27 protein-coding genes are annotated in these 26,526 nt (G+C 72.3%); 12 read left to right on the top strand and 15 right to left on the bottom strand.

The window, feature by feature from the left end:
- Positions 1 to 129: 129 nt before the first annotated feature.
- On the top strand, positions 130 to 1,068 hold the full coding sequence (locus ABZS51_RS23685; protein ID WP_355444768.1) for a CoA ester lyase: 939 nt from the start codon (positions 130 to 132) through the stop codon (positions 1,066 to 1,068).
- A gap of 6 nt (positions 1,069 to 1,074) precedes the next feature.
- On the opposite strand, the gene ABZS51_RS23680 is transcribed toward ABZS51_RS23685, so the two are convergent.
- Positions 1,075 to 1,623, bottom strand: coding sequence for a DUF6529 family protein (locus ABZS51_RS23680; RefSeq protein ID WP_355444765.1), 549 nt, complete (start codon positions 1,621 to 1,623; stop codon positions 1,075 to 1,077).
- Entirely contained in the window at positions 1,620 to 2,354 is a 735-nt protein-coding gene (locus ABZS51_RS23675; protein ID WP_355444762.1) for a hypothetical protein, read from the bottom strand. Before ABZS51_RS23675 ends, ABZS51_RS23680 begins: the two co-directional genes overlap by 4 nt.
- Before the next feature lie 100 nt (positions 2,355 to 2,454).
- Here ABZS51_RS23675 and ABZS51_RS23670 point away from each other — a divergent pair, with 100 nt between their 5' ends.
- Entirely contained in the window at positions 2,455 to 3,552 is a 1,098-nt protein-coding gene (locus ABZS51_RS23670; RefSeq protein ID WP_355444759.1) for a type II CAAX endopeptidase family protein, read from the top strand.
- A gap of 505 nt (positions 3,553 to 4,057) precedes the next feature.
- Positions 4,058 to 7,120, top strand: a complete 3,063-nt coding sequence (locus ABZS51_RS23665) for a hypothetical protein (RefSeq protein WP_355444757.1) — start codon at positions 4,058 to 4,060, stop codon at positions 7,118 to 7,120.
- 30 nt (positions 7,121 to 7,150) lie between these two features.
- Here ABZS51_RS23665 and ABZS51_RS23660 read toward each other — a convergent pair whose 3' ends face one another.
- Positions 7,151 to 7,543, bottom strand: coding sequence for an NUDIX domain-containing protein (locus ABZS51_RS23660; RefSeq protein ID WP_355444754.1), 393 nt, complete (start codon positions 7,541 to 7,543; stop codon positions 7,151 to 7,153).
- A 46-nt stretch (positions 7,544 to 7,589) separates the two neighbouring features.
- On the opposite strand from ABZS51_RS23660, the gene ABZS51_RS23655 reads away from it, so the two are divergent.
- The 3 genes from ABZS51_RS23655 to ABZS51_RS23645 all read left to right on the top strand — a co-directional run bounded on the left by ABZS51_RS23655 (position 7,590) and on the right by ABZS51_RS23645 (position 9,988).
- Entirely contained in the window at positions 7,590 to 8,243 is a 654-nt protein-coding gene (locus ABZS51_RS23655; protein ID WP_355444751.1) for a DUF6758 family protein, read from the top strand.
- A gap of 41 nt (positions 8,244 to 8,284) precedes the next feature.
- Positions 8,285 to 8,995, top strand: a complete 711-nt coding sequence (locus tag ABZS51_RS23650) for an MBL fold metallo-hydrolase (protein WP_355444748.1) — start codon at positions 8,285 to 8,287, stop codon at positions 8,993 to 8,995.
- 84 nt (positions 8,996 to 9,079) lie between these two features.
- Positions 9,080 to 9,988, top strand: a complete 909-nt coding sequence (locus tag ABZS51_RS23645) for a PD-(D/E)XK nuclease family protein (protein WP_355444745.1) — start codon at positions 9,080 to 9,082, stop codon at positions 9,986 to 9,988.
- 172 nt (positions 9,989 to 10,160) lie between these two features.
- Here the strand turns inward: ABZS51_RS23645 and ABZS51_RS23640 are convergent, their stop codons facing one another.
- From ABZS51_RS23640 to ABZS51_RS23625, 4 genes are all read right to left on the bottom strand, one after another.
- Positions 10,161 to 10,508, bottom strand: coding sequence for a MazG-like family protein (locus tag ABZS51_RS23640; protein WP_310712976.1), 348 nt, complete (start codon positions 10,506 to 10,508; stop codon positions 10,161 to 10,163).
- 107 nt (positions 10,509 to 10,615) lie between these two features.
- Positions 10,616 to 11,518: an oxygenase MpaB family protein gene (locus tag ABZS51_RS23635; RefSeq protein WP_355444742.1), complete on the bottom strand. Its 903-nt coding sequence runs from the start codon at positions 11,516 to 11,518 to the stop codon at positions 10,616 to 10,618.
- A 14-nt stretch (positions 11,519 to 11,532) separates the two neighbouring features.
- Positions 11,533 to 12,423: an alpha/beta hydrolase gene (locus ABZS51_RS23630; RefSeq protein WP_355444739.1), complete on the bottom strand. Its 891-nt coding sequence runs from the start codon at positions 12,421 to 12,423 to the stop codon at positions 11,533 to 11,535.
- A gap of 280 nt (positions 12,424 to 12,703) precedes the next feature.
- Positions 12,704 to 14,596, bottom strand: a complete 1,893-nt coding sequence (locus ABZS51_RS23625; protein WP_355444736.1) for a DEAD/DEAH box helicase — start codon at positions 14,594 to 14,596, stop codon at positions 12,704 to 12,706.
- 349 nt (positions 14,597 to 14,945) lie between these two features.
- Here ABZS51_RS23625 and ABZS51_RS23620 point away from each other — a divergent pair, with 349 nt between their 5' ends.
- Positions 14,946 to 15,590: a ferritin-like fold-containing protein gene (locus ABZS51_RS23620; RefSeq protein ID WP_310712983.1), complete on the top strand. Its 645-nt coding sequence runs from the start codon at positions 14,946 to 14,948 to the stop codon at positions 15,588 to 15,590.
- Positions 15,591 to 16,124: 534 nt separating this feature from the next.
- Here ABZS51_RS23620 and ABZS51_RS23615 read toward each other — a convergent pair.
- The 5 genes from ABZS51_RS23615 to ligD (ABZS51_RS23595) form a co-directional block, all read right to left on the bottom strand.
- On the bottom strand, positions 16,125 to 16,355 hold the full coding sequence (locus ABZS51_RS23615) for a DUF3107 domain-containing protein (RefSeq protein WP_310712984.1): 231 nt from the start codon (positions 16,353 to 16,355) through the stop codon (positions 16,125 to 16,127).
- 121 nt (positions 16,356 to 16,476) lie between these two features.
- Positions 16,477 to 17,097 carry a TetR/AcrR family transcriptional regulator gene (locus ABZS51_RS23610; protein ID WP_175605892.1) on the bottom strand — a complete coding sequence of 207 codons (621 nt, stop codon included), beginning with the start codon at positions 17,095 to 17,097 and terminating at the stop codon, positions 16,477 to 16,479.
- A 64-nt stretch (positions 17,098 to 17,161) separates the two neighbouring features.
- Complete coding sequence (locus ABZS51_RS23605; RefSeq protein WP_310712987.1) at positions 17,162 to 17,371, bottom strand: hypothetical protein; 210 nt, start codon at positions 17,369 to 17,371, stop codon at positions 17,162 to 17,164.
- 35 nt (positions 17,372 to 17,406) lie between these two features.
- The gene (gene ligD, locus ABZS51_RS23600; protein WP_355444731.1) at positions 17,407 to 18,282 is read right to left on the bottom strand and encodes a non-homologous end-joining DNA ligase; all 876 of its coding nucleotides are present in this window, start codon (positions 18,280 to 18,282) and stop codon (positions 17,407 to 17,409) included.
- Positions 18,283 to 18,301: 19 nt separating this feature from the next.
- A complete protein-coding gene (gene ligD, locus ABZS51_RS23595) occupies positions 18,302 to 19,207 on the bottom strand; it encodes a non-homologous end-joining DNA ligase (RefSeq protein WP_355444728.1) in 906 nt (301 codons plus the stop codon).
- A gap of 106 nt (positions 19,208 to 19,313) precedes the next feature.
- Here ligD (ABZS51_RS23595) and ABZS51_RS23590 point away from each other — a divergent pair, with 106 nt between their 5' ends.
- Positions 19,314 to 20,213, top strand: coding sequence for a Ku protein (locus ABZS51_RS23590; RefSeq protein ID WP_355444725.1), 900 nt, complete (start codon positions 19,314 to 19,316; stop codon positions 20,211 to 20,213).
- A gap of 111 nt (positions 20,214 to 20,324) precedes the next feature.
- Here ABZS51_RS23590 and ABZS51_RS23585 read toward each other — a convergent pair whose 3' ends face one another.
- The 3 genes from ABZS51_RS23585 to ABZS51_RS23575 form a co-directional block, all read right to left on the bottom strand.
- Positions 20,325 to 20,606: a hypothetical protein gene (locus tag ABZS51_RS23585; protein ID WP_355444722.1), complete on the bottom strand. Its 282-nt coding sequence runs from the start codon at positions 20,604 to 20,606 to the stop codon at positions 20,325 to 20,327.
- A 232-nt stretch (positions 20,607 to 20,838) separates the two neighbouring features.
- Positions 20,839 to 21,357, bottom strand: a complete 519-nt coding sequence (locus ABZS51_RS23580; protein ID WP_355444719.1) for a hypothetical protein — start codon at positions 21,355 to 21,357, stop codon at positions 20,839 to 20,841.
- Between the two features lie 82 nt (positions 21,358 to 21,439).
- The gene (locus ABZS51_RS23575) at positions 21,440 to 21,751 is read right to left on the bottom strand and encodes a hypothetical protein (protein WP_355444717.1); all 312 of its coding nucleotides are present in this window, start codon (positions 21,749 to 21,751) and stop codon (positions 21,440 to 21,442) included.
- A 360-nt stretch (positions 21,752 to 22,111) separates the two neighbouring features.
- On the opposite strand from ABZS51_RS23575, the gene ABZS51_RS23570 reads away from it, so the two are divergent.
- The 4 genes from ABZS51_RS23570 to ABZS51_RS23555 all read left to right on the top strand — a co-directional run bounded on the left by ABZS51_RS23570 (position 22,112) and on the right by ABZS51_RS23555 (position 26,425).
- Positions 22,112 to 23,023 carry an alpha/beta hydrolase gene (locus ABZS51_RS23570; protein WP_355444714.1) on the top strand — a complete coding sequence of 304 codons (912 nt, stop codon included), beginning with the start codon at positions 22,112 to 22,114 and terminating at the stop codon, positions 23,021 to 23,023.
- 52 nt (positions 23,024 to 23,075) lie between these two features.
- Entirely contained in the window at positions 23,076 to 24,257 is a 1,182-nt protein-coding gene (gene moeZ, locus ABZS51_RS23565; RefSeq protein WP_310713001.1) for an adenylyltransferase/sulfurtransferase MoeZ, read from the top strand.
- A 150-nt stretch (positions 24,258 to 24,407) separates the two neighbouring features.
- The gene (locus tag ABZS51_RS23560) at positions 24,408 to 25,130 is read left to right on the top strand and encodes a hypothetical protein (RefSeq protein WP_310713003.1); all 723 of its coding nucleotides are present in this window, start codon (positions 24,408 to 24,410) and stop codon (positions 25,128 to 25,130) included.
- Positions 25,131 to 25,207: 77 nt separating this feature from the next.
- A complete protein-coding gene (locus tag ABZS51_RS23555) occupies positions 25,208 to 26,425 on the top strand; it encodes a S8 family serine peptidase (protein WP_355444709.1) in 1,218 nt (405 codons plus the stop codon).
- Positions 26,426 to 26,526: the final 101 nt, after the last annotated feature.

The following is a 26,526-nucleotide window of genomic DNA, read 5'->3' as shown; positions in this document are numbered from 1 at the left end:
CCTATTGTTGGCCGTCGCCCGCTTCGTGTCCTGCACCGGGTGTGCCAAGAACGACCCGACCGGTTTGTACGGGTGCGATAGAAGCCGGTCGCCGTGCCCCTCGCAGGCGGACCCACTAGCGTGTGCCGCATGCGCTCACGTCGTTCGGTTCTCGCGGTACCCGGCAGCAACCCCCGGTTCCTGGAGAAGGCCCAGGGCCTGCCGGTGGACGAGGTGTTCCTCGACCTGGAGGACTCCGTCGCGCCGCTGGCCAAGGACCAGGCCCGCGCCAACGTCGTCACCGCGCTGCGCGAGGGCGACTGGACCGGCAAGACCCGCGTCGTCCGGGTCAACGACCTGTCGACGCAGTGGACGTACCGCGACGTGATCGGGGTCGTCGAGGGCGCGGGCGAGCACCTCGACTGCCTCATGCTGCCCAAGGTCCAGGACTCCACCGAGGTCGTCTGGCTGGACACGCTGCTCACCCAGATCGAGAAGGCCATGGGCTTCGAGGTGGGCCGCATCGGCATCGAGGCGCAGATCGAGAACGCCCGCGGGCTGGTCAACGTCGACACCATCGCGGGCAGCTCCCGGCGGCTGGAGACGCTGGTGTTCGGGCCCGCGGACTTCATGGCTTCGCTCAACATGCGGACCCTCGTCGTGGGCGAGCAGCCCCCCGGCTACACCGAGGGCGACGCCTACCACTACATCCTCATGCGGCTGCTCATGGCCGCCCGGACGCACGACCTCCAGGTGATCGACGGGCCGTACCTCCAGATCAAGGACGTCGAGGGGTTCACGCGGGTGGCCCGGCGGTCCGCCGCGCTCGGCTTCGACGGCAAGTGGGTGCTGCACCCGTCGCAGGTGGACGCGGCCAACGCGGTGTTCTCGCCCACCCAGGAGGACTACGACCACGCCGAGCTCATCCTGGAGGCGTACGAGCACTCCACGACGGTCGAGCGGCGCGGGGCCGTCATGCTGGGCGACGAGATGATCGACGAGGCGTCGCGCAAGATGGCGCTCGTCGTCGCCGCCAAGGGCCGCGCCGCCGGGCTGAGCCGTACGAAGACGTTCCAGCCCGGCGAGTGACTCCCGTCAGAAGGTGACCCCGACGCTGGTGAAGAACCAGAACGCCGAGGTCAGCCAGAGGCCCACCAGCGCCGTGAACACCAGCCCGCCCAGCACCGGCAGCGTCCAGCCCGGCGTTCCCCGCTTGGGCAGCGCCAGCATCTTGGCTGTGAAGAGGCCGTAGAAGAAGCAGCCGAGCAGCGAGTGGGCGAGCACCCGCGGCACGTCGTACTGGAGTCCCAGCGCGTACAGGCAGTGGAAGGCGACCGGGATCGTCAGGACGAACGCCAGCCGGCCCGACCAGCGGTGCACGGCCGGCGGGACGGGGACCCGCAGCCTGCCCCACATCGACAAAGCCGACACGATCTGCACGATGGCCAGCAGGAACGCGCCCGTCGTCAGCCACGCCTTCATCGGCAGCGCCCCCGAGAAGCCCGCCGGTCCCACCGCGAAGCCCGTGGGCGCGTGGACCCGCCCGTAGACGCCCAGCGCCACAGCGGCGAGCGCGCCCGCGAGCAGGGGAGTGAGGAGGACGGTCAGGCCGCCCGGCCGCCTGCGGCGCACGGTGGTGGTCATCGCATCTCCTCGATGAAGCCGTCGACGTCCTTCGGGTAGAGGGTGGCCTCGCCGGCGGTCACGGGCTCGGTCGGCCGCTCGCCGTCCAGCTCGGGCACCTGGATCTGCTTCTCGCCGGCGAACGCCGCGCCGACCTGGGTGAAGCCGCCCTGCGGCCGCTTCAGCACGATCCAGCCGGCCCGGATCTTCGCGCCGCGCACCTGCGCGGTCGCCCGGTACAGGCCCGACGGCTTCCTGACCACCGGCGCGTCGAACGTCCACCGCTTGCCGCCGACCTTCAGCCACCCCTTGGCCTTGCCGCCGCCCAGGGTGGCCCCGGCCGCCGCGCCGCCGAAGCCCGCGAGGCCGACCTTCCCGCCGGCCGCGTCGCCCTTGAACCACGCCTCGGAACGGCCGTCGCAGAAGTAGCCGATGGCCTTGTCACCGCGGACCGAGATGGCGATGAGGCCGCCGTTGCGGTCCACGTGCCCGCCGTAGTCGGCCTTGGCGGGGCCCTTGGCCGTACGGGTCGGGGACGGCGTGGCCCGCGGCGTGCCCTCGGCGGGCCGCGCGGTCTGGTCGTTCGCGGCGTTCTCCGGGCTCTTGGTGCTCTCCGGGCTCTTGGTGTTCCCGGTGGTGCTCGCGGTGGCGGTGCGGTCCGCCGCGGGTGCCGCGGTGACGCTGGCGACACCGAGCCCCGCGGCGAGCACGGCGCCGGCCGCCAGGGTGAGGACAGGTCCCAGCCTTGACATTGGATCCGCTCCCAGGCTCGACATGCTGACACCACGAGCATCCGCCCAAAAGGACGAGCCGTCTGTGAAGTAATGCGCATCGGATGGACAGAATGTAAAGATGCAGGAGAACTCAGGACCCCAGCTTCCGTACGGCACGGAGCCGCCCGGACCCGTCCACCAGCCCTGGCGGGCGGGCTCCCCTGAGTCCGCCCCGCAGCCGCCCGCCCCGGCGGCTCCCCCCTACGGCGCGCCGCCCTACCCCGCCCATCCGGGCCATCCGGTCTACGGCGCGCCCCTGCCGCAGCCGGTGTCCTGGTTCGCCCCCACGCCCTCCGGCGCCCGCTACGACCACCTGGCCAGGACGCCCCTCGCCCGCCCGTGGCGGCAGATCGTCGGCACGCTGGTGGTGGCCCTGGGGTTCCTGGTCGTGGGCGTCGTGGTGGTCCTGGCGGGCTCGGTGTTCGCCACGATCGCCGGGCTGCCGATGCCGATCACCGCGGACGAGTCGTTCGGCGACCCGGTGTTCGGGATGGCGGTGCTGCTGCTGTCGATCGCGGCCGTGCTGCCGCTGGTGTTCGGGACCGCCGCGCTGGTGCAGCAGCGCAGGCCCGGGACGCTGTCGTCGGTGGCCGGGCGGCTGCGCTGGCCGTGGCTGCTGTCGTGCGCCGGGGTGGCCGTGCTCGCCCTGGTGCTGGGACAGACCGCCCAGGCGGTGGCGCTCATGCTGTCGGGGGAGGACACCTCCGACATGTTCGGGTGGGCGGGCTGGCGCGAGTTCGTGCCCGCCCTGATCGTGATCGTGCTGCTGGTGCCCTTCCAGGCGGCGGCCGAGGAGTACATCTTCCGCGGGTGGGTGCTCCAGGCGCTGGGCGCGCACGTGCGCAACCCGGTGTGGGCGATCGTGCTGGGTGCCGCCCTGTTCGCGTCGCTGCACGGCTACACGGGGGCGGGGCTGTTCGACGTGTTCGCGTTCGGCGCGGTCATGGGGTGGCTGGCCGTACGGACCGGAGGGCTGGAGGCGCCGATCGCGCTGCACGTGGTCAACAACATGATGGCCTTCGGGCTGAGCGCGGCGGCGGGACAGCTCGACGACGCGCTGCGGCAGGGTGCGGTGCCGTGGCAGGCGCTCGCGGGGACCGTGGTGCAGCTCGGGGTGTTCGCCGGCGGGGTTCTCTATCTCGCGAAAAAGCGGTCAATCAGCGTCATCTCTGGATAAATCCGGCGACGGGGCAGAGGAATCTCGCTAGAGAGGTCTCGCCATTCTGGCTTCGGCGTGCTGGTCTGGATGCTGTGGGGAGGCGAGGATGGCGGAGGTGATCATTTCTGTCCGGCGGGGTACGTGTCGACGCGTGCCGGCATTCCCGGGGACAGGCGCCTGCAAGTGATCCCCAGCCCTGGAGCGGTCCGAATCGTCCGGCCGAATCCCGGAAATGCGGTTTTGTGCCCTGTTGATCAGGTTCGACCCGTTCGACGAGCTCGACTAGGAGGTGCGCCGCGTGGCCTCCGCTCCCAGCGATCCGCCACGGCGACCGCCGGGTGACGACGACCCTCACCCGGAATCCGTCCCGGACCCGTCCACCACGGCCCCATCCGCCACACCTACGCCCCCGTCGTCCCCACCCCCGTCCCCGTCGGCATCGGGGGAGCCTCGCATCAGGCACTCTCCGCCGGGCCCCACGGACGACCGGGCCCGTGGGTTACCGCTGGCGTCGCCCTGGGGGATGCCGCCGTTCTCGGCGCCCACTCCGGAGGACGAGGAGCCGGAGGAGCCGCCCCGGGGGCGCCGGCCGTACAGCTCGCCCACCGCAGAGCCGGAGGCGGAGCCGCGCCGCAGGCCCCGGCGGCTGGTGAACCGGCCCGACAAGCTGGTCGCCGGCGGCCCGCCCCGCCCCCAGCCCCATCGTCCCTCCCCGCGGGGCACGGACCCCGGCGCGGAAGGGCGGGACGACCTGCCGCCCGGCGTGGTGCCGGCGGGCGTGATCCCGCCCGAGGTGGTGGACCCGGGAGTGCTGCCGACCGGGGTGGTGCCGGGCTCCTGGTTCGAGAGCCGCGACGCGGCTCCGGGCGAGGCGCCCGCCGCCGACGGCGGGCACGGTCCGGACGGTGACGAGGACGACGATCTCCCGTCCCGGGCGCGTCCGTACGTGGCCGCTCCACTGCCCGTGATCGACGCCCCGCCCCCTGTCGGAGCCACCGCCGAGACCCGGCACGCCGATCGCGAGGAGGACGGCGGCGAGCCCGGGGATGAGCCCGGCGACCGGCCCGAGGACCGGCCCGAGGACCGCCCCGAGGACCGGCCTGTGGATCGGCCCGACGACCAGCCCGAGGAGAGGCCGGGTGACGAGGTCGAGGTGCGGCGGGTGGGCAGGCCGCCGGCCGGGCGGCCCACGAGGCCCGATCTGCTCGTCGCCTCCGGCCCGCCCCGCTCCGGCGCCCACGGCGGGCGGCACCACCGGGGGCCGGCACCCTCGGCCGTGCGGCGAGCCGGCCCCGTGCGCGGGCGGCGCAGCATGGCCGCCCCCGTGGCCGTCGTCCTGGCGCTCGCCCTGGTCATCGCCGGCACCGTGATCGTGTGGCGGTGGAACGCCCCGGGCGAGCCCGCGCTGCGCCTGGCGGCCGGCACCGGGCGGTCCGGCGACGACCTGTTCACGGTCCCGTCCGCCGGCGACGGCTCCAACCAGGTGCTCAACGACATCGCCGCCGCCGGCAAGGCCGTGGTCGCCGTGGGCAGCGACACGACGAGCCCGACGCCGCGCCCGCTGTTCCTGTTCTCGCCGGACAGCGGCAGGACGTGGCGGCTCGGCAAGGTCAGCGGCGGCGCGACGACCTCGACGGTGCGGCGGGTCGTCGGCGGCGACGGCCGCTGGCTGGCCATCGGCGGCGACGTCAGCGGGGGCGTGAGCGGGGCCGGCGGTGGACCCGGTGGTGGACGGGGCCTGTGGACCAGCGCCGACGGCCTCGGCTGGGTGGCCGTGGAGGAGAGCGGCCTGGCGGCGTTCAGGGACGGCGACGTGGTGGCCGACGTCGCGCGGACCCGGTCGGGGTTCGTGGCGGTGGGAGGCACGGCCCGGGAGGACGGCGGCCTCGGCCCGGCGGCCTGGCAGTCGTCCGACGGCCGCGCCTGGCAGCGGACCGACCTGCGCGCTCTGGACACGTTCGACCTGCGGGCGGTCGTGGCCAGGGGGGACACGGTCATCGCCGTGGCCCGGCCGGCGCAGGGCGACGGCTCACGGGTGGTGCGCTCGGCCGACGGCGGGCGTACCTGGCGGGCGACGGGGTTCCAGCTCCCGGAGGCGATGCCGCGGGCCGGGTCGCTGGCCGTGCTCCCGGAGCGGTTCGTGCTCGTGCCCACCCGTCAGCGCACGATCGAGGGCGACGTGCGGGTGTACTGCTCGCCGAGCGGCGAGCAGTGGGCGCAGTGCGGCTCGATCGGCGGGCTCGGCGGCGAGAGCCCCGGCGTCGAGTCGGTGATCACCCATCCGGGCGGCGTCGCCGTGGTCGCGCAGGCGAAGCTCGACTCGTACGAGGTGCTGACCAGCCGCGACGCGCGTACCTGGACGAAACGCGCGGCCCTGGCGGGGCTGCGGGGCGCCACGCTGCGCGGGGTCACGATCACGCAGTCGGGCACGCTGCTGGCGGGCGGCGACCAGGCGGCGGCGGACGTCGACAACCAGCTCGTCCTGCTGTCCGCGCCGCCGCGCGGCGAGGCGGCGCGCGTGCGGCTGACCGACGTGGAGGGCCTGTCGCGGATCGCCCGCCGCACCAACGGCCTGGCCGCCCACGAAGGCCGGTACGTCGCGGTCGGCAGCGCCTCCGGCGACGCCGGCATCTGGACCAGCCTCAACTGGAAGAGCTGGACGTCGATGAGCCTCGGCGGCCCCCGCGAGCAGGAGCTCGACGACGTCGTGCACGGCCGCCGCGGCTGGCTGGCGGCCGGCTCCACGCAGACCGGCATCGGCGTCACCGAGCCGCTGCTCGTCACCTCCGAGGACGGCCGCTCCTGGAAACGGGTGCCGGCGGGCGGCGACCTGGCCCGCCCGCAGGACCACGCCCGCCTGGCCGTGACCGCCGTGGCGGCCGGCCCGGAGGGGTACGTGCTGGCCGGCGAGGACACCGGCGCCTCCGGCACGACCGGCCCCGCGCTGTGGTTCACCCGCGACCTGCGCAAGTTCACCCGTTCCCGCAAGCTGCCGCAGGGCGGCTCCGGCGTCCGCGTGCTGGACCTGACGGCCAACGCGAACGGCTACGTGGCCGTCGGCGCGGCCGGCGGCGGCGACGGGGAGCGCGGCGTCGTCTGGGTGTCGGAGGACGGCGTCAACTGGAAGGCCCGCAAGCGGCTGGTGCCCGACGGGGCGGCCGCGGCCGGGCTCCGCCACGTCGCCGCGTACCAGGGCCGGATCGTCGCCATCGGGACGGCCCGGACGCAGGGGGCCCGCCGGGAGTTCGCGGCCGTCTCGGAGGACGACGGCGCCACCTGGAGCACGTCGTGGCTGCCCGCCGAGCGGGCGGCGGACGTGTACGACCTGGCGGCGACGGACCAGGGGCTGGTGGCGGTCGGCTGGCACGGCACGCCGGGCGACGCCGACAGCGCCGCGTGGATCTCCCAGGACGGCGCGTCGTGGACCCGCTCGGACCTGGCGAAGGACCGGCTGGGCGGACCCGGCATGCAGTGGCTGGCGGCGGTCACGGTGACCGGATCGGAGGTGGTGGGGCTCGGCCGCAGCACCACCTACGACGCCGACCACCTCATCCTGTGGACGTCCACCCTCACGTCCGGCCGCTGAGGTCCTGACCCGGCTCGACGGAGCGCCGGGTCAGGGCCACACCTCCCACTCGCGCAGGGCCTCGGCCAGTCCCTCGGTGAGCGGCAGCCGCACGAGGTCCCGCGACGAGCACCAGCGCGCGTCGGCCGCGTCGTCGGCGGCGGCCAGCGTGCCGCCCGTCACGGTGGCGAGGTAGTCGTGGATCTCATACGTCACCCCGCCCGGCCCGGGGCGGTCCACGACGCCCGCGAGGCGGCCCACGGCCACGCGCAGGCCCGTCTCCTCCAGCACCTCGCGCTCCAGCGCGGCGGCGTCCGTCTCGCCCGCCTCGACCCGGCCGCCCGGGATCGACCACAACCCCTCGCCCGGCGGGTGTCCGCGCCGCACGAGCAGCAGCCGGCCCTGCCCGTCCTTGATCACCGCGCCCACACAATTTACGCGCACCTGACCAAGATTACGGCGACTCTGCGGCGCCGCCCTTGACGACACCGTGCTTCACGACGCACCGTTGATAGCTGTGACAGCGGCTCCAACCTGCCCACGGTGCTTTGGCCCGCTTCACGGGCCCAACGTGTGGTCCAGCGCATGGCGGTGCGACGCGCACGGCGACGTCATGCCCTTCCAAGCCCCCCTCCCGCCCTCGGACGTGGCCGTCGGCGCGCTGCGCAAGAGCTCGGTCGTGCCTCTGTGGATCCCGTGGCCGCTGCCCGCCGGGTGGCTCGTCACCGGGTTCGCCGAGGCGGGCGACGAGCGCAGCGGCGGCCGGGCCGGCGTGGTCGCGCTCAGCGGGCCGTCGCTCGCCCACGGACCGGCCGACATGCTCCTGATCGCGGAGGAGCCGGGCGTGGGGCTGGGGGCGGCGTTCGCCGGGCTGAGCGGGCCCGACCCGGGGGAGGGGTTCGACTCCGGGCCGCCGAACGCCAAGGTCGAGGTGCTGGGCCATCCGACCCCGCTGTGGTGCGTCGGCGCGGGCTCCGACCGGGCCGTCTACGCGGGCGAGGCGCTGGGCAACTGGCTGTGGGCGATCGCCTGGCCGGCCGACGCGGGCTGCGTGATCGCCCTGACCGACCTGAGCCTCCTCGACCTGCGTGACCACGACTTCGACCTGCCCTTCGGCGCGTTCTCGCCGCGCCTCGGCGGCTGACCAGTACGCTCCGCCAGCCGGACGGACTAGAGTGCGGAAGCGTGACAGCGCGTATCGAGCGAGTGGTGACCGAGGGCGTCGTCGACATCGACGGCACCGAGCACAAGGTCGAGAACAACACCTGGATCGTGGGCGACGACGACGAGGTGATCGTCATCGACCCGGCGCGTGACGCCGACAAGATCCTTGAGCAGGTCGGTGAGCGTGAGGTGCTCGCCGTCATCTGCACCCACGGCCTGCCCGACCACGTCGGCGCGGCCATCGAGGTGGCCAGCAGGGACGAGTCCGTCATCGCCCTCCACCCCAAGGACAAGCAGCTGTGGCGGGACACCTGGACCGAGACGTGGCCGGACATCGAGATGGAGGACGACGGCGTCTTCGGCGTCGCCGACGTCCAGCTCGACGTCATGGAGACGCCCGGCATCAGCCCCGGCGGCGTGTCGCTCTACTCCGAGGCGCTCGGCGCCGTGTTCACCGGCAAGACGCTGCAGGCCGACGGCCCGGGCAAGCTCGGCGGCGAGTACCCCGCCCTGCCCGACCAGCTCACCGCCATCGGCGGGCGCCTGTTCACGCTGCCCGGTGACACCCGCGTGCTGGCCGCCCACGGCGACGAGGTCACCATCGGCGACCTGGAGCCGCACTTCGACGACTGGGTGTCCGGCTCGCTGACCCGCACCGCCACCGAGGAGGAGGGCCAGCTCGCCGACGGCACCCGCGTCGCGGGGATCAGGCTCGACCCGGGCGACGACTAGGGTGCGAGGGCTCCGCAGCGACCGGAGTGACAAGGGAAGGCGGCGGCTCCGCGGCGACCGGGCCGCCTCCACGGGGTGGAGGCCATGAACGCCGACCAGCTCCCTTTGGAGGGGATGCCGCGGCGGCTCTACTCGTGCACGCCGTCGCGGCTCAACACCTGGCTCGACTGCCGGCGCCGCTACCGGTTCACCTACCTCGACCGGCCACAGCCGCCCAAGGGCCCGGCCTGGGCCCACAACAGCGTCGGCGCCAGTGTGCACAACGCGCTGGCCGGGTGGTGGCGCGAGCCGTACGAGCGGCGCACCCCGCTGACCGCGGCCATCCTGCTCACCAACGGGTGGATCAAGGAGGGCTTCCGCGACGAGGAGCAGTCGGCACGGTGGCTCGGCCGTGCCCGTGACCTGGTCTCCGGCTACGTCAGCACCCTCGACCCCTCCGACGACCCGGTCGGCGTGGAGCGCACCGTCGCCACCCGTACCAAGGTCCTCGCGCTGTCCGGGCGGATCGACCGGCTCGACCGGCGGGGCGACGAGCTGGTGGTCGTGGACTACAAGACCGGGCGGCGGCCGCTCACCCAGGAAGACGCCCGCTCGTCGCTCGCGCTGGCCGTCTACGCGATCGCGGCCTCCCGGATGATGCGCACGCCCTGCCGCACCGTCGAGCTGCACCACCTGCCGACGGGCGAGATCGTGGAGTGGCGGCACACGGACGAGTCGCTGGAGCGGCATCTGGGGCGGGCGGAGGAGATGGCGGCCGAGGCGTCCGCCGCCGACGAGCGCTACCGCGAGGCCGTGGCCGCGCCTCCGTCGTCCCGGTCGAGGGCGCCGCGGGGCTCTCCGCAGGGGCCGGCGGTGCGGGTCCCGCCCGAGGTGGAGGCGCTGTTCACGCCCAGCCCGGGGCCGATCTGCTCCTGGTGCGACTTCCGCCGCCACTGCCCCGAGGGCCTGGCCGCGGGCCCCGACCGCAACCCCTGGGACGGCCTCGCCGACTAGGACACCTCAGATCCGCTGACGGTCTCGTACCTGATCAGGAGGCAGCCACTCAGCCTTCAAGATCGGCGTACTCTGCGATGCCGGGACTGCCGGCCGCTCACGGCGCCGGCGGCCGTCTCCCGGCTGGACGACGCCCCGTTCAGGCGAGGCCGGCCACCCGGCAGTGACCCGTTCAGGCGAGGCCGGCTCGCCGGGCGACGACATCGACGTGCTCGGAGAGCAGTTCGAGCAGGTCGGCCGGCTCCGGGTCGTCGGCGTGCAGGTGGGCCAGGGCCGTCAGGGCGGTCATGGCCACGTCCAGGAGCTCGTACTCGACATCCTGGCGCGTGGCGGACCGGCCCTTGCGGGGATTCTGGCCGGTGACGCCGACGAGTGCGTTGATCGCTTCCCCCGCCTCCTCGGCGACCTTGGCGACCCTGCCCCACAGCAGCGCCTCAGGGTCACGGTCGAGGTTGTCCGGCGACTGGTCGATCCAGGTGGACACCGCGCGGATGAGCGCGTTGGTCCGGTCGTGGTTCATCGACCCGGACTCTACCGGCCGCCCTGCCCGCCCGGACATGGGACCGGACCTGGACCGATATCGGCTCGGGCGTGGAGGCGGCGACACCCGCCCGCGCCCCGGGCCGGTCAGTTCTTCGGCCGGCGGCGCGGGTCGGTCAGGCCCCTGAGCCCCTTGCTCACGTCGTAGCCGGCCGCGCCGAGCCGTTCGCGGCAGCCCCTCAGCATGGTCCTGGTCGCCGGCATGAACGCGCGGTCGTGCACCGGCTCCGGCAGGCTGTTGAGCGCCAGCCGGAACGCCCGCAGCCCCGCCGTCACCAGTCCCGGCGGCACCTCCGGCAGCACGCCGTACATCCGCCGCGCCCACTCCGGCAGCGAGTAGTAGCACAGCGCGCCGAACGGGAAGTAGAGCGGCTTGCCCGCCGACAGATGCCGCAGCTCCCGCGGCAGCCTCGGCCACAGCAGGAACCGCACCGTCGCGGCCGCCTCCTCGGTGACGCGCAGCGACGGCCGCGCCTGCTTGAAGTAGGCGTCCATCTCGGCGCACGACCCCGGCACGTCCTCGGGGTGCAGCCCGACGTAGGCGGCGCTGCCGCGCTGCTCGCGCAGGTAGCGGTCGGCGTCGCGCTCCGTCAGGCCGAGCCCCCCGCGCCGGGCCACCTCCAGGTACGACGACACCTCGGCGCAGTGGACCCACAGCAGCAGCTCGGGGTCGTCCACGCGGTGCCTCGCGCCCGTGTCCGGGTCGGTGACGCGCAGCGCACGGTGGATGCCGCGCACCCGCCTGCCGATCTCGGCCGCCTCCTCGGGGCTGCCGAACGTCACCCGCCCCACGAAGTCCGCCGTGCGGCGCAGCCGGCCGAACGGGTCGTCCTGGAACGTGGAGTTCTGCCAGACGCCGCGCATGGCGAGCGGGTGCAGCGCCTGGAGCATCAGCCCGCGGACACCGCCGACCCACATGGAGCGGTCGAGGTGGACCCGCCAGGTGGCGCTGTCAGGAGGTTGGACGACGATCTCGTCGATGCCGGCCATGATGGGCAGCAGGATTACACGGAGACGGACCTGGTGTCCAAATGGCGGCTCTCCGCCCGGTTCCAGAACCTGACGAGCGCGGCCGCCGTCGTCTCGGGTGCCTCCACGGCCGGCGAGTGGGCGGCGCCGGGCACGACCACGATCTCCGCGCCCAGGGTCGCGGCCATCTCCGCCTGCGTCTGGGCGGGCCAGCCGTCGTCGTGCTCGCCGTACAGGACGAGCGTCGGCACCTCGACCTGGCGCAGCTCGTCGGTGCGGTCGTGCATGCTCACCACCTGCTCGGCCATGCGGGACAGACCGGTCGGGGAGTTGGACAGCAGCCGCCTGCGCAGGAACGCCAGGATCTCGTCGGGCACCCCCGCGGACAGCGCCTCCGGCTCGAAGGCGTCGTCCCAGACCTGCTCAAGGCCGAGCCGCGGCACCTCGTCCATGATCCGGCGGCTGGCGTGTGCCCGCCGTCCGACGATCGCGGCCGGACCCGAGCTCATCAGCGTGAACGAGGCGAACTTGGTGCGCCCGTCGATGACCGCCTCTCGCGTCACGAGACCGCCGAAGGAGTGACCCACCAGATGGAGCGGCTCGCCGTCGGCGACGACCTGGGCCAGCAGGTCGATGTCGGCGCCGAGCGCGGCGCACGTGTAGGCCTCGGGGTCGTCGGGGCCGGGCGTCTCGTACTGCCCGCGCAGATCGACCGCGAGCACCCTGCGGCCGGACTGGGCCAGCGTCTGCAGGACCGCGATGAAGTCCTCCTTGCTGCCGGTCAGGCCCGGGACCATCAGCGCCGGCCAGCGCTCCGCCACACCGCTGACGGGCAGCGCCTCAAGGGCCGCGAAGGTGCCCTCGGGCGTCTCCAGCTTCTGCGGCACAACGCCAGGTGGCAGGTTGAGGAATCGCGGCGTACTCACGTGGGGCAACAATACCCCGAGGTCAGCGGTCCGACACCGGCGAAGTGAGGACGCTGGTGCGAGTTCTGAGGAGTTGTCCGCTTGCGCGAAGTGGAGTCCGGCCCGCGATTGAGCTGCCGCGCCTCCTGACGCGCGGCCGCTCCTGACGCCCTGTTCCGGCGTACCGGGCGGTGAACGCGACCGGGGGGTGAACGCGACAGGGCGGTGAACGCGACAGGGCGCGCACCGCGAAGGTGCGCGCCCTGTCGTCCGGACGTGTTCGGCGGTTCTTCCGGAGGCGTCAGCCCGTGCGGCGGCGATTACCGCCGCCACCGCTGCCGCCGCCACGAGCCTGGCGGCGCTGCTGCTTGCGCTCCGTCGCGGCCGACGGCGCGATGTCGTCGTCGTCCGTCGCCAGATCCGGCGACTGGAAGATCACCGCGAACGGGCTCGGCGGGATGATCCGCTCCGGCTCCTTGCGGGCCGGGGGCGGCGGGGTGGACAGGAAACTCGGCTCCGGAACGCGCTCGGCGACCGGCTCCTGAACGCGCCCGCGGTCCTCACCGCGTCCGCGCTCGGCGACGTCCTCCCGAGTACGTCCGCGCTCGGCGACGTCCTCCTGAGCACGTCCACGCTCCGTGGACGGCTCCTGGGCACGGCTCCGGGAGATGACGGGCTCCTTCTCCTTGACGCCCCGATCCTGGACGTCCCCATCCTTGACGTCGCGATCCTGGACGTCCCGCTCCTTCGCCTCCCGCGGGCCGGCCTCGGCGGCCGGTTGGGCGGCGGAGCGGCGGGTACGGCGGCGCGGCTCGGCGGCCACCGCCTCCACCTCGTCCGCGGAGATGATCGCGGGTGTCTCGTCGGTCCTGCGCGAGCGGTTGTCCACGACCTCTACCTCCGCGGTCTCGACGGGGCTGTCTTCGGCCAGCTTGCCGCCACGGGTGCGGCGGCGCTGACGCGGCGTGCGCGGCGGACGCTCCTCGCGCTCCTCACGCTCGTCGCGGCGGCGACCCCGTACGCGCGGGCGGCCGGTCTCACCGAGGTCCTCGATGCGCTCGGCCGACAACCCCACCCGCGAGCGGTTGGCGTGCGGCAGGACGCCCTTGGTGCCCTCGGGGATGCTGAGCTCGGAGTAGAAGTGCGGCGACGTCGAGTAGGTCTCCGCCGGCTCGGCGAAGTCGAGCCCGAGCATCTGGTTGATCATCTTCCAGCGGGTCAGCTCCTCCCACTCGACGAAGGTGACCGCGATGCCCGTGCGCCCGGCCCGGCCGGTGCGGCCGATGCGGTGCACGTAGGTCTTGTCGTCGGTGGGCGCGTCGTAGTTGACCACGTGGGTGACGTCGTCGATGTCGATGCCGCGCGCCGCCACGTCGGTGGCGACCAGCACGTCGATCTTGCCGTTGCGGAACGCGCGCAGCGCCTGCTCCCGCTGGCCCTGGCCGAGGTCGCCGTGGACGGCCGCGACCGCGAACCCGCGGGTGTCGAGCTGCTCGGACACCATGTCGCAGGCCCGCTTGGTCTCGCAGAAGACCATGGTGAGCCCGCGGCCCTCGGCCTGGAGCAGCCGGGACACGATCTCGATCTTGTCCATCCGGTGGACCCGCCAGACGAGCTGGCGGACCTGCGGGGTGGCCTCGCCCTCGCCGCTGTCGTGCTCGGCGCGGACGTGGGTGGGCCGGTTGAGGTACTTGCGCGACAGCCCGACGATCTCGCCCGGCATGGTCGCCGAGAACAGCATGGTCTGCCGCTGCTCGGGGATCAGCTTGAAGATCCGCTCGATGTCGGGCAGGAAGCCCAGGTCGAGCATGCGGTCGGCCTCGTCCAGCACGAACGAGGTGACCTGGCTGAGATCGAGATGCTTCTGCTTGACCAGGTCGAGCAGCCGGCCGGGGGTGCCGACGATGACGTCGACCCCGGCCTTGAGCGCCTCGACCTGCGGTTCGTACGCGCGACCGCCGTACACGGTCAGCACGCGCGAGCCGAGCTTGCCCGCGGCCGTGACCAGGTCCTCGCTGACCTGGGTGGCCAGCTCGCGGGTGGGCACGACGACGAGCCCGCGCGGCTTCTTGCGGTTCTTGCGCGGCTTGCCGATGCTCTGGAGCATCGCGATGCCGAACGCCAGGGTCTTGCCGGTGCCCGTGCGGGCCTGTCCGATCAGGTCCTGGCCGCTCAGTGCGAGCGGGAGTGCCATTTCCTGGATCGGGAACGGTGTGGTGATGCCCTCGGTCTCGAGGGCATCGGCGATTTCTGGAGTGACTCCGAGGTCTCGGAAAGTCGTCAGCGTGGCCTGCCTCAGTCTCAAACGAAGGCGGGCCTGCCGGGACCGACGGGCGGAAAACGTTCCCCGTTGCCTGGGTCCTCGCGGTAGAGCCAGCCCTCTCGCGTCATTAGCGACCGCGGCCCGGGGAGCGGGGGTTTTCGGGGGGATCCCCCGAATTTACACAGTGCGGTCGCACTTTCACAGAGCAGTGTACTCGATACCACAACGTTGGCCGAGCTTCTGGATGTTCCCGAAGATTTCGCGAAGTACGCTGCGTTCCATGAAGGAGTCTCCTGGAGTGGTCGATCTGCTCGGTGTGCTGGCATATGCCGAGCTCAGCGCGTTCGCGCGGATGACCGAGGACGCCGCGTCCCTGGCCCCCTCCCTGGCGGACCGGGCGGCGCTGAGCGAGCTGGCCCTGGCCGAGTACGCGCACTTCCGGCTGCTGCGTGACCAGCTGGCCGAGCTGGGCGCCGATCCGGAGGAGGCCATGTCGCCCTTCGTGGAGGCGCTGGACGGCTGGCACACCCAGACCGCGCCGGGCGACTGGCTGGAGGCGCTGGTCAAGGCGTACGTGGGAGAGGGCATAGCGTTCGACTTCTACCGGGAGGCGGCCAAGCGGCTGGACCCTCCGCTGGCCAAGCTGGTGGACCAGGTGCTCGCGGACGAGGGCCGGTCGGAGTTCGCGGTGGAGCGGGTCAGGGCGGCCCTGGAGGCCGACCCGGTCGCCGCGGGCAGGCTGGCGCTCTGGGCGCGGCGGCTCGTCGGCGAGGCGCTCAGCCAGGGGCAGCGCGTGGCGGCGTCCCGGCCGGAGCTGGCGCGCATGCTGGTCTCCGCGGACGCGGACGACCAGGCGGAGATCTCGCGGATGTTCGCCCGGCTGACGGAGGAGCACGGCAAGCGCATGACCGCCCTGGGGCTGTGACGCCCGGGTACGGCGTCCGGAGCAGCGGGCGCCCAGCCATGGGGCGTGTCCGGGGCTGCGGCGCCCAGCGAGGGGGCGTGTCCGGGGCTGCGGCGCCCAGCGAGGGGGCGTGTCCGGGGCTGCGGCGCCCCAGGAGGGCGTACGGCGGCGGCGCCCAGGAGGGCGTGCGGGGGCGGCGGGCGTCCGGGGCGGGTGTCCGCGGGCCTCTCAGGGCAGGCGCGGGGTCCTGAATCTCCTCAGGGACAGGCGCGCGCTCCTGGGCGGGTGAGGCGGCAGCCCCACGGTGGCCGGCCGGCCGGGAAGCCGGCCTTGGACGGCTCGGTGGCTGGACAGCGCGCGCTCTCCCTGCGGAGCACGGGGCGCGAGGTCCAGCGACTGGGTCCGCATCTCGTCAAGGAACCGCCGTGGCGGCGCCAGGCCCTCATAGATGCACGGTACAGCGGTTTCGCCTTCCGCGCCCGCCCCGGCGTCGAGCGGGGGCGGGCGCGGGGCGATCGGCGGGGGTGGCTGGGGGCGCTCCCCCTCCGCGTCAGGTCAGAGGGTGCCGCCGAAGCCGACCGGACGGGACTCGTCCTCGCCGATCTCGACGAATCCCAGCGACGAGGTGGGCACGAGCACACGCCTGCCCTTCGTGTCGGTGAGCGAGACGACGCCGCGCTCGACCGCCAGGGCGTTTCTGATCTCCTCTTCGACCTGCTCGGCCGACAGCTCGGTCTCGACGACGAGCTCGCGGTGTACGGACCGCACACCGATCTTGACTTCCATCGTGCTCCCTTTCGTGCCTGTGGACGCGGCCGCTCCGAGCTGACGCTCGACGGGGGCTGGCCCCTCCATGGTCGCCCCTCCGGGGCGGGAGCGGGCGGAGTGATCGCGCCCAGCGAACGGGTTAAGCCGTACGCGGAAAACCGCTGATGCCGCGCCAGGCGAGCCGGGCGACGAGCTGCTCGGCCGCCTCCTTGGGGATGGAGCCGTGGGTGGTGACCCAGTACCGGGCGCTCACCTCGGCCATGCCGACCAGGCCGACGCCGAGGAGGTGGGCCTCGTCGCTGGTGCAGCCGGTGTCCTCCTGGATCACCGCGCTGACCATCTCCGCGCACTCGCGCAGCGAGCGCTCCACGCGCTGGCGCACCGGCGCGACGTTGCGCAGGTCGGACTCGAACACCAGGCGGAACGCCTCGCCCTGGGTGGAGACGAAGTCGAAGAACGCCGCGAAGGTCGCCTGCACCCGCAGCTTGTTCTCGTGGGTGGAGGCCAGGGCCTCGCGGCAGCGGTTGACCATGTCGTCCACGTGCATGTCGAGCAGCGCCAGGTACAGCTCAAGCTTGCCGGGGAAGTGCTGGTAGAGCACCGGCTTGCTGACCCCGGCCCGGTCGGCGATCTCGTCCATGGCGGCCGCGTGGTAGCCGTTCTCGACGAACACTTCCTGGGCGGCGCTGAGCAGCTGCCGGCGGCGGGCGAGTCGGGGCAGCCGGGTGCCCCGGGGCTTGGCGTCCGGGGTTGCTGTCACGCGGGTCTCCCATGGGTCTGTTCAGTGTGCCCTGTCGGCACATCCTACGTGCGGGTAGGCGGCCTCACCGGTAGTCGTCGTCATCGAGGTCCACGACGCGGTCCTGGTCGGCCGCGTCGGCGGGATCGGCCTCCAGCGGGAGCGAGGCACGCGGCCGTCCCGTCTCCTCGCGGTAGGAGCGCTGCTGCTCGGCGGCGTCGGCCTCCGGTGCCTCGATCGACAGCTCCTCCTCCTCGAAGGTGCGGTCGTCGTCACGCGTGTCCATCTCCGACATGTGAGGTCCCCTTCCAGATGTGGATGTTCACCAGACTACGCCCGGGCGAAAAGATCCCCGTGTTCCTCCGCGCGTGCCAGCACGTCGGCCGCCGTGAAGACCAGGTCGTCGGGGTGTTCGCAGCTCTCGACCTCCTCCCACAGCAGGGGCGTGGAGACCGTCGGGCGTTGCCTGGCCCGCAGCGAGTAGGGCGCCACGGTGGTCTTCGCCGGGTTGTTCTGGCTCCAGTCGATGAACACCTTCCCGGGGCGAGCCTTCTTGGCCATCACGCTCACCACCTGGTCCGGGTGCTCCTTCTCCAGGAGCTGGGCGAGTCTCCTGGCGTACGCCGACGGCTCCTCGCGGCAGTCCCAGGAGGCGTACAGCTGCATGCCCTTGTTGCCGCTCGTCTTGGGCAGGGCGGTCAGTCCCTCGACGCGCAGCACCTCGCGCAGCGTGAGCGCCACTTCGCAGCACTCCACGATGGTGGCCGGGGCGCCCGGGTCGAGGTCGAAGACCAGCGTGTCGGGCGCCAGCGCCTGCCCGTCCTCCGCCACCCGCCACTGCGGGACGTGCAGCTCCAGGGCGGCCAGGTTGGCGTAGTACACGAGCGTGGGCAGGTCGTCGACGACGGCGAAGTCGATGGTCTCGCGGTTCTTGGTGCTGCCGGGCGCGGGGAGCCGGGCCGTGCGGACCCAGTCGGGGGTGTGCTCGGGCGCGTTCTTCTCGAAGAAGAACGCGCCTTCGACGCCGTTGGGGTAGCGCTTGACGGTCAGCGGCCGGCCCCGCAGGTGGGGGAGCAGGAGGGGCGCGACGCGGCTGTAGTAGTCGATGACCTCGGCCTTGGTGAAGCCGTCCTCGGGGTAGAGGATCTTGTCGAGGTTGCTGAGCACCAGCTCGCGCCCGTCGACGCGGACGGGGACCTTCTTCACGGCGTGACCTCCGCGGCGCTCACAGGGTGACCTCCGCGGGGATCTTGTCGGGGCGCAGCCCACGCCACACGGGGTGCCGGAGTCTCAGGTCGTCGGTCCACATCGTGTAGGCCACCTCCCCGACGAGGTCCGGTCTAACCCACCGGTTCCGCCACGGCACGTGATCGCCGAACGGGCTGTGCCGGATCTCCAGGGGCGCCAGCAGGGCGTACAGCTCGTCGAGCGTGGCGTCGGTGAATCCGGTCCCGACGTGACCGACGTACCGGAGCCCCTCGCCGGTGAACACGCCCATGAGCAACGACCCGATGCCGCCCGCCCGGCGGCCCTTGCCGGGTTTCCAGCCGCCGACGACCACCTCGGTGGTGCGCAGGTGCTTGACCTTGACCCACCACGGGGAGCGCTCGCCCGGCCGGTACGGGGAGTCCAGCCGCTTGGCGACGACCCCCTCCAGGCCCTGCTCCCGCGTGGCAGCGAGCAGGTCCGACTCGCCGGGGAAGTACGGCGGGGCGCCGGCGTCCAGCTCGTCGAGCAGGCCGCGCCGGTCACGGTACGGCAGGTCGAGGAGCGGGGTGCCGTCTAGGTACAGCAGGTCGAAGGGGAGGAAGGTGATGGGGTGGAGGCGCAGCACGGCCGGCTCGGGGTCGGTGAGGTTCATCCGCCGTTGCAGCCGCCTGAAGCTCGGCCGGCCCCGGGGGTCGAAGGCCACCAGCTCGCCGTCGATGACGGCGCTCTTCACGCCGAGCCCGGCGGCGGTCTTCGCCTCGCGTACGGATATCTCCGGATAGCGGCGGGTGTAGTCGGCGCCGTGCCGCCCGGTCAGCCGCAGGCCGCCGTCGAGGTGGAGGAGCGCCCGGATGCCGTCCCACTTGACCTCCAGGCCGTAGCCTGCCCGGTCCTTGGGGAGTTCACCGGGTACGGCCAGCATTGGTTCGATCGAATGTGGCAGTAGGTATGGCATTCCTTGCCCCATGACGGGTATGTGCCCATTGGCCGGCCACCTGTTACCGCTTGTTACCGCTTGAGGAGTGACCATGCGCAGCATCTGGAAGGGTGCGATCTCCTTCGGGCTGGTCACGATCCCCGTCAAGCTCTTCTCCGCCACGGAGCAGAAGGACGTCACCTTCCACCAGGTCCACCGCGAGGACGGCGGACGCATCCGCTACAAGCGGGTCTGCACGGTGGACGGCGAGGAGGTCTCGTACTCCGACATCGCCAAGGGATACGAGCTGGCCACCGGCGAGATCGTGGTGCTGACCGACGAGGACTTCGAGGACCTGCCGCTCAGCTCGTCGCGCCGCATCGACGTGCTCCAGTTCGCCCCGGCCGAGCAGATCGATCCGATCTACTTCGCCAAGTCGTACTACCTGGAGCCGGACGGGCAGGGCGCCAAGCCGTACGTGCTGCTCCGGAACGCGCTGGAGAGCTCGGGACAGGTGGCGGTCGTCAAGGTGGCGCTGCGCCAGCGCGAGTCGCTGGCGACGCTGCGGGTGCGCGACGGGGTGTTCGTGCTGGAGACGATGCTGTGGCCGGACGAGATTCGCAAGCCGGACTTCGAGTTCCTGGAGGAGGACATCGAGGTACGGCCGCAGGAGCTCAAGATGGCCGAGTCCCTGATCACCACGATGGAGTCCGACTTCGACCCGACCGAGTACCACGACGCCTACCGCGAGGCTCTGCAACAGGTGATCGAGGCCAAGGTGGAGGGCAAGGAGGTCGTCGCGCCCCAGGAGGGCGAGGAGGAGGGCGGCCCCGCCGTGGACCTCATGGCCGCGCTGCGGGCCAGCGTGGAGGCCGCCAAGCGGGAGCGCTCCGGCCGGCCGGCCAGGGGCAGGAAGACGGCGGCCAAGGAGTCGAAGGCCGTCGAGGAGAAGGGGACGCGCAAGGGCGAGGAGAAGGCCGCCCCCAAGCGCAAGACCCGAAAGTCCGCCTGAGCCCCGCGGCCCTCCAGGCCGCCCCCGGCAGCGAGACTGCCCCGAAAGCGACGCGCCATGTGACCTGCGGGTCACACGGCGCGCCTTCTGTACCGCTTGTCTACGCCCCGGCTACTGGGTGGGCGGCCCGCTGGTGAACGTGAGCGTGGGACGCGGCCGGGACGTGGCGACCGCGACGGAGTCTGAGTCGCCACGGGCCACGGCGACGTTGTTGTTGCGGTTGTGGATGCGGATCCTGATCCGGTGGTGGCCACCGTCGGCCTGGAAGCCGGCCGAGGCGGTCGGCGTCGTGGCCGAGGCGGACGACATGGTGGCGGAGGCGATGGCGACGACCCCGCCGGCCAGCGCGACGGCGGTCACGAGGCCGACGACCGCGTGTTTGTACGTGGACATGCAGGTGCTCCTCGAAGTGTTCGTGAAGTGATTGCGCGTGCCAAACAGCGAGTGCCTGCGTTCGGTGTGGGTGCAGCCGCGACTTGACGCGACGACGATCACGATGAACACAGGCACTCGGGTGGCAAGGGCGAGACTCGCCGCAGCCGGCCGATCGCGGCCGGCGAGCGGGTGGCTCATGCCCCGCCGGACTTGCACATGCTGAAGAGGGCTACAGCGACTTGACCGGTTGTCAGTCGTCGTTCTCCTCGTTCTCCGCCACCGCGACCGACCTGGACTCGGCCTCGTTGTCGTTGTCGTTGGTGTTGTTGTTGTGGATGTGGAGGTGGATCTTCACCCTCTGGCGGCCCTGGCCGCCGCGGCCCCAGCCGCCGCCCCAGCCGCCGCAGCGGAAGCGGCAGCCACAGCCCCAGCTGTGGCCGCAGCTCGTGCTGAAGTCGACCGAGGCGGCACCCGCGGTGGCCGTGGTGGTGGCCGCGCCCAGAGCGACGAATCCGCCGGAAAGGGCAGTGGCGGCCGCGAGGCCCGCCATCGCGTGCTTGAACATGAGTTCTCCTGAAGAGTGGTGGGTAAAGCGTGCCACTCGGTTCGGTGGCACTGTGGAAAGCGCCGACGATTTCTGGATTTTCTTCCGGTCCAGCCCGAACATCGGCGCGATATCTTTATGCCGGTGCAGTGAGGGGTCGTCGCTCGTTTTGGCGAACGACGACCCCGATGAACACAGGCACTCAGAGGTGAGCTCGAAGCTCACCCCGGCCGGAAAGCGACTAGGCGCGGTTTCCGCGCCCGGCCGGCGTGGCGCTCATGAAGAGCGCTTGGGGCCGACCGGTTGACTAGTCGTCGTTCTCCTCGTTCCGCGCAACGGCGACGGAGTCCGACTCGGCCTCGTTTTCGTTGTTGTTCACGTTGTTGTTGTGGATGTGGATGTGGATCTTCACGCGCTGGTGGCCGCGACGGCCGCCCCAGCCACCGCGGAAGCCGCAGCCCCAACGGCGCCAGCAGCCCATGCTGAAGTCACCCGACGTGCTGGTGACCGTGGTGGCACCGGCGGACGACGCGGTGGTCAGCGCGCCGACGGTGACCACGCCGCCGGTCGCGGCGGTGGCCAGCGCGAGACCTGCGATTGCGCTCTTGAACGTGGGCATTGAGTTCCCCCCTAAAGGATCGGTTGCCCTGGTTCTTTTGCCATATTCCGTCCTGAACGGAATATGTCGTGGATGGCGACCAAAAGCCCCATCCGACGCTTTTCATTTCCGGCGGCCGGGGGCTGCAAACGAGAATCGGGGCGTTTTGCTATACCCTAACGGTCCCATTGCTCTTATTAAGTGTTTATGAAATGAATTGCCATGATATGTCCGTTTTGCTCTGCCAGTTCAGCGGATATGCCGCACGAATAAAAGCAGCCACATTCCGAAAAATGCTATTAAGTCCCTTATGTCATGGGATGGTGTGATGTGTCGCGAGGCGGGTCGCTATCGTGGACTGGGCGCGAACGAGGAGGGCACATGGCAGCAGAGCCGATCCCGCACTGGCCGGGACGCATGGTGGGCTCGGTGCACGTCAGATCCACCCCGGACGGCGCTCCCGAACAGGCCGTGTTCGTCCACGGGCTGGCCGGGGCCGCCACCAACTGGACGGATCTGATGGACGAGCTCAAGGACGTCGTCACCGGCCACGCGATCGACCTGCCGGGCGCCGGCCACTCACCGGCCCCCGAGGACGGGGACTACAGCGTCGCCGCCCACGCCAGGGCCGTCATCGGCCTGCTGGAGCGCACGGGGCCGGCCCACCTGTTCGGCAACTCGCTCGGGGGAGCGGTGGCCGTCCGCGTCGCCGCGGAACGCCCCGGCCTGGTGCGCTCGCTCACGCTCATCTCGCCCGCGCTGCCCGACCTGCTGCCCAGGTACGGGCCGGTCCGCGTGGCCGCCGCGGCGACGCCCAGGCTCGGCGAGTGGGTGGCCGACAAGCTCCGGCTCGTCCCGGCCGAGCAGCGCATCAACGCCTCGTTCGCGATGGTGTGGGCCAACGTCGGCGCCGTCCATCCCGTACGGCTGCGCGACGCAGTCGAGGAGCTGCGCAGGCGCGACGATCTGCCGTACGCCGGAGCCGCCATGATCGGCTCGGCCCGCGGCATCGTCGCGGAGTACTTCGCGGAGTACTTCCGGCGCGGCGCGGACAGCCTGTGGCGGTGCGCCGCCCGCGTCCAGGCGCCCACGCTGATCATCCACGGCCGGCACGACCGGCTGGTCCGTCCCGCCATGGCCGCCAAGGCGGCCCGCACGTTCCAGCAGGTCAGGCTCGTTCTGTTGCCCAGGGCGGGGCACGTGGCGATGATGGAGATGCCCTCCGTGGTGGCCGCCGAGGCCCGCCGTCTGATCGGTGAGACGCGATTGGGGAATGCCCCGCTCACCGGCTAGGTTCCAACCTGAGGAACGTGAGATGGGTCCCCCTGGAACGGGAGCGTAGAAAGTGTCGTTGCCACCGCTGGTCGAGCCGGCCGCCGAGCTGACCGTTGACGAAGTGCGCCGCTACTCACGCCACCTGATCATTCCCGACGTGGGGATGGCCGGGCAGAAGCGGCTGAAGAACGCCAAGGTGCTCTGCGTGGGCGCGGGCGGCCTGGGCTCCCCCGCGCTGATGTACCTCGCGGCGGCGGGCGTCGGCACGCTCGGCATCATCGACTTCGACGTCGTCGACGAGTCCAACCTGCAGCGCCAGATCATCCACGGCCAGTCCGACGTCGGCCGGCCGAAGGCCGAGAGCGCCGCGGCGACCGTCCGCGAGATCAATCCGCTGGTCGACGTGATCGTCCACAACACCGCGCTGACCAACGACAACGTGATGGAGATCTTCTCCGGCTACGACCTCATCGTCGACGGCACGGACAACTTCGCCACCCGTTACATGGTCAACGACGCGGCGGTCCTGCTCGGCAAGCCGTACGTGTGGGGCTCCATCTACCGTTTCGACGGGCAGGCGAGCGTGTTCTGGGCCGAGCACGGCCCCTGCTACCGCTGCCTCTACCCGGAGCCCCCGCCTCCCGGCATGGTCCCGTCGTGCGCCGAGGGCGGCGTGCTCGGCGTGCTGTGCGCGTCGATCGGCTCGATCCAGGTCAACGAGGCCATCAAGCTGCTCACCGGCATCGGCGACCCGCTCGTGGGCCGGCTGATGATCTACGACGCCCTGGAGATGAAGTACCGCGACGTCAAGGTCCGCAAGGACCCCGAGTGCGTGCTGTGCGGCAAGAACCCCACCGTCACCGCGCTGCTCGACGACTACGAGGCGTTCTGCGGCGCGCTCTCCGACGAGGCTGCCGAGGCGGCCTCGGGCTCCACGATCACCGCGCAGGAGCTCAAGGCCATGCAGGACAACGGCGACAACATCTTCCTCGTGGACGTCCGCGAGCCGAACGAGTACGAGATCGTCTCCATCCCCGGCGCCACGCTGATCCCGAAGGGCGAGTTCCTCAACGGCTCGGCGCTGGAGCGGCTGCCGCAGGACAAGCGCATCGTGCTGCACTGCAAGTCGGGGGCACGCTCGGCGGAGGCGCTGGCCATCGTCAAGAACGCCGGCTTCTCCGACGCCGTCCACGTCGGCGGCGGCGTGCTGAGCTGGGTCAAGACCGTGGACCCCAGCCTGCCGTCCTACTGACCGCGGAGTGCTTCACCGGACCGGCCGTCCCTCGGGGCGGCCGGTTCTTTCGTCTGCTCCGGCCTGCCGGTGGTCCGGAGATAGACCGGTTTCCGCTGCTGGTCCGGTTTCCGGGGATGGCACCGGGTCGCCCGCATTAAGGTCGAAGCCGTGGACATTGCCCGCCCCTGCTGGCCTGCCCTCGTGGTGGCCTCCGCGCTGACGCTCGTCTGCGCGGTGACCGCCGGGGTGGCGGCCGGTGCGGCGGGCACGGAGCTGACCCGCGGCCCGAACACCGCCGAGCTGCGCGCCGCCGTGAAGCGGGAGACGGCCGAGCGGTGGCGTGTCTGGCCGGCGGGGCGCGTCTTCCCGGCCCGCCTGGCGTACTCCGCCGAGCAGGGCGGCATCGAGCAGGCCAGCCGGATCGGCATCTCGCCGCGCACGGGCTGCGCCGGGGCCGTGGACCCGGCCGCCGACGCGGCGCTGCGCCGGGCCGGCTGCCGGGCGGTGCTCCGCGCCACCTACATCGACGCGCTGCGCGGCGTGCTGGTCACCGTGGGCGTCGCCGCGTTCCCCGACGAGCGCGCCGCCGCCCGCGCCACGGCTGCCTTCCCGCAGGCGGGAGAGCCGGTTCCCGGTCTGCGCCCGCTCGCGTTCCGCGGCACGGTCGCCGACCGCTTCACCCCGTCCGTACGGCAGGCCGGCTCCGTACGCCAGGCCGGGCCGTACGTGGTGCTGACCACGGCGGGACAGGCCGACGGGCGGCCGGCGCGGACGGCGGGGGAGCAGCGGCCGGCCGTCTTCTCGTACGGGAGCGAGCTGGCCGCGCACGTCCTGCACAGCCTGACCACTCCCAGCCTGCCCGACTGCGCCGCGCCGGAGTGGCGATGCTGAGTCCCCGAGCGCTGAATCCCCGAGCACTGAATCGCCGAGCGCTGGATCGCCGAGGGCTGACCCTGAGATTCCGGGTGATGAGATTCCGGGTGGTGGGCGCCGGTGTGGTGGCGGCCGGGGCGGTGCTGGTCGCCGGGGCGCCCGCGCTGGCCGACGACGTGCGCGGCGAGCAGCAGCCGGTCATCGACACCCTGGAGCTGCCCAGGGCGTGGCGGGCCACCAGGGGCGGCGGGGTCACCGTGGCCGTGCTCGACTCGGGCGTGGACTCCCTGCACCGCGACCTGGCCGGCTCCGTGACCGTCGGCAGGGACTTCACCAAGGGCGCCAACCCGCCGGGCGTGCGCCCCCTCCGCCTGCACGGCACGTACATGGCCTCGCTCATCGCGGGCCACGGGCACGGCCCGGGCGGCTCGCGCGGCGTCATCGGCGTCGCCCCCGAGGCCGAGATCCTCTCGGTGCGGGTGATCCTGGAGGACGAGGAGCGGGGGTTCCGGGTGTTCAACACGCATCCGCGCTTCGAGAACGTGGTGGCGCGGGGCATCCGCTACGCCGTCGACAAGGGCGCGGACGTGATCAACCTGTCGCTGTCGAAGGAGCTGCCGACCAGGGAGGAGCGGGCCGCGATCGGGTACGCCATCTCCAGGAGCGTCGTACTCGTGGCCGCGGCCGGCAACGACGGGGCCCGCGGGGGCGGCGCCGGCCATGAGGCGCCGTACTCCTATCCGGCGGCGTTCCCCGGCGTGGTGGCGGTGGGCGCGACGGACCGGCGGCTGCGGCGGGCGACGTTCTCCAACGGCAACTCCTCGGTGGTGGTGGCCGCGCCGGGCGTCGACATCATGGGTGCGGGACCGGGCGACCAGTACTGGATCGGCCGCGGCACCTCGCAGGCGACCGCGCTCGTCTCCGGAGTAGCCGCCCTCATAAAAGCGAAATATCCGGAAATGTCGCCGCCATTGGTCGCCCGAGCCCTCACCGCGAGCGCCACCGACCGGCCCCCCGGCGGCTACGACACGGGCACCGGGTTCGGCGTCGTGAACGCCCGCCGCGCCCTGGCCGAGGCCGCCCGGCTGGCCCGCCACACCGAGACCGCCACCGGCGGCCAGGCCCAGGACCCGGCCTACCCTGTGGGAGGCGGGGCGTCGGCCCCCGTCCAGGTGGTCGCGCGCGACCGGGACAGGGCCCACGCCTACGTCGCCGTGGCCGCCGTGGCTGCGGGCGGGGCGCTGGCCTCCGTGGCCGCCATGTACCTCCTGGTCAGGCGCGTGCGCCGCGCACACAGCCCCCAAGACGCATGATCCGCGTGCCAAGGGGGACGAAATACACACCGAGCGACCCCGGGAACGAGGCGGTGGTGAAGGCACGTAGGACGAATTCGGGGCTCCCGCGCGCCGGAGGG

Origin of the sequence: Nonomuraea sp. NPDC005501 (assembly GCF_040605905.1) — a bacterium.
GTDB lineage: Bacteria > Actinomycetota > Actinomycetes > Streptosporangiales > Streptosporangiaceae > Nonomuraea.
The sequence above is the reverse complement of the archived record's forward strand: the minus strand, read 5'-3'. Positions and strand labels throughout refer to the sequence as shown.

Coding starts and splice junctions, on each gene's coding strand:
- ABZS51_RS23585 (WP_355444722.1), bottom strand. CDS start 20,606: ATGTCCACGTACAAACACGCGGTCGTCGGCCTCGTGACCGCCGTCGCG.
- ABZS51_RS23570 (WP_355444714.1), top strand. CDS start 22,112: ATGGCAGCAGAGCCGATCCCGCACTGGCCGGGACGCATGGTGGGCTCG.
- ABZS51_RS23675 (WP_355444762.1), bottom strand. CDS start 2,354: ATGTCAAGGCTGGGACCTGTCCTCACCCTGGCGGCCGGCGCCGTGCTC.
- ABZS51_RS23605 (WP_310712987.1), bottom strand. CDS start 17,371: ATGTCGGAGATGGACACGCGTGACGACGACCGCACCTTCGAGGAGGAG.
- ABZS51_RS23680 (WP_355444765.1), bottom strand. CDS start 1,623: ATGACCACCACCGTGCGCCGCAGGCGGCCGGGCGGCCTGACCGTCCTC.
- ABZS51_RS23685 (WP_355444768.1), top strand. CDS start 130: ATGCGCTCACGTCGTTCGGTTCTCGCGGTACCCGGCAGCAACCCCCGG.
- ABZS51_RS23645 (WP_355444745.1), top strand. CDS start 9,080: ATGAACGCCGACCAGCTCCCTTTGGAGGGGATGCCGCGGCGGCTCTAC.
- ABZS51_RS23665 (WP_355444757.1), top strand. CDS start 4,058: ATGCCGCCGTTCTCGGCGCCCACTCCGGAGGACGAGGAGCCGGAGGAG.
- ABZS51_RS23555 (WP_355444709.1), top strand. CDS start 25,208: ATGAGATTCCGGGTGGTGGGCGCCGGTGTGGTGGCGGCCGGGGCGGTG.
- ABZS51_RS23615 (WP_310712984.1), bottom strand. CDS start 16,355: ATGGAAGTCAAGATCGGTGTGCGGTCCGTACACCGCGAGCTCGTCGTC.
- ligD (WP_355444728.1), bottom strand. CDS start 19,207: ATGCTGGCCGTACCCGGTGAACTCCCCAAGGACCGGGCAGGCTACGGC.
- ABZS51_RS23620 (WP_310712983.1), top strand. CDS start 14,946: ATGAAGGAGTCTCCTGGAGTGGTCGATCTGCTCGGTGTGCTGGCATAT.
- ABZS51_RS23575 (WP_355444717.1), bottom strand. CDS start 21,751: ATGCCCACGTTCAAGAGCGCAATCGCAGGTCTCGCGCTGGCCACCGCC.
- ABZS51_RS23590 (WP_355444725.1), top strand. CDS start 19,314: ATGCGCAGCATCTGGAAGGGTGCGATCTCCTTCGGGCTGGTCACGATC.
- ABZS51_RS23635 (WP_355444742.1), bottom strand. CDS start 11,518: ATGGCCGGCATCGACGAGATCGTCGTCCAACCTCCTGACAGCGCCACC.
- ABZS51_RS23640 (WP_310712976.1), bottom strand. CDS start 10,508: ATGAACCACGACCGGACCAACGCGCTCATCCGCGCGGTGTCCACCTGG.
- ABZS51_RS23625 (WP_355444736.1), bottom strand. CDS start 14,596: ATGGCACTCCCGCTCGCACTGAGCGGCCAGGACCTGATCGGACAGGCC.
- ABZS51_RS23670 (WP_355444759.1), top strand. CDS start 2,455: ATGCAGGAGAACTCAGGACCCCAGCTTCCGTACGGCACGGAGCCGCCC.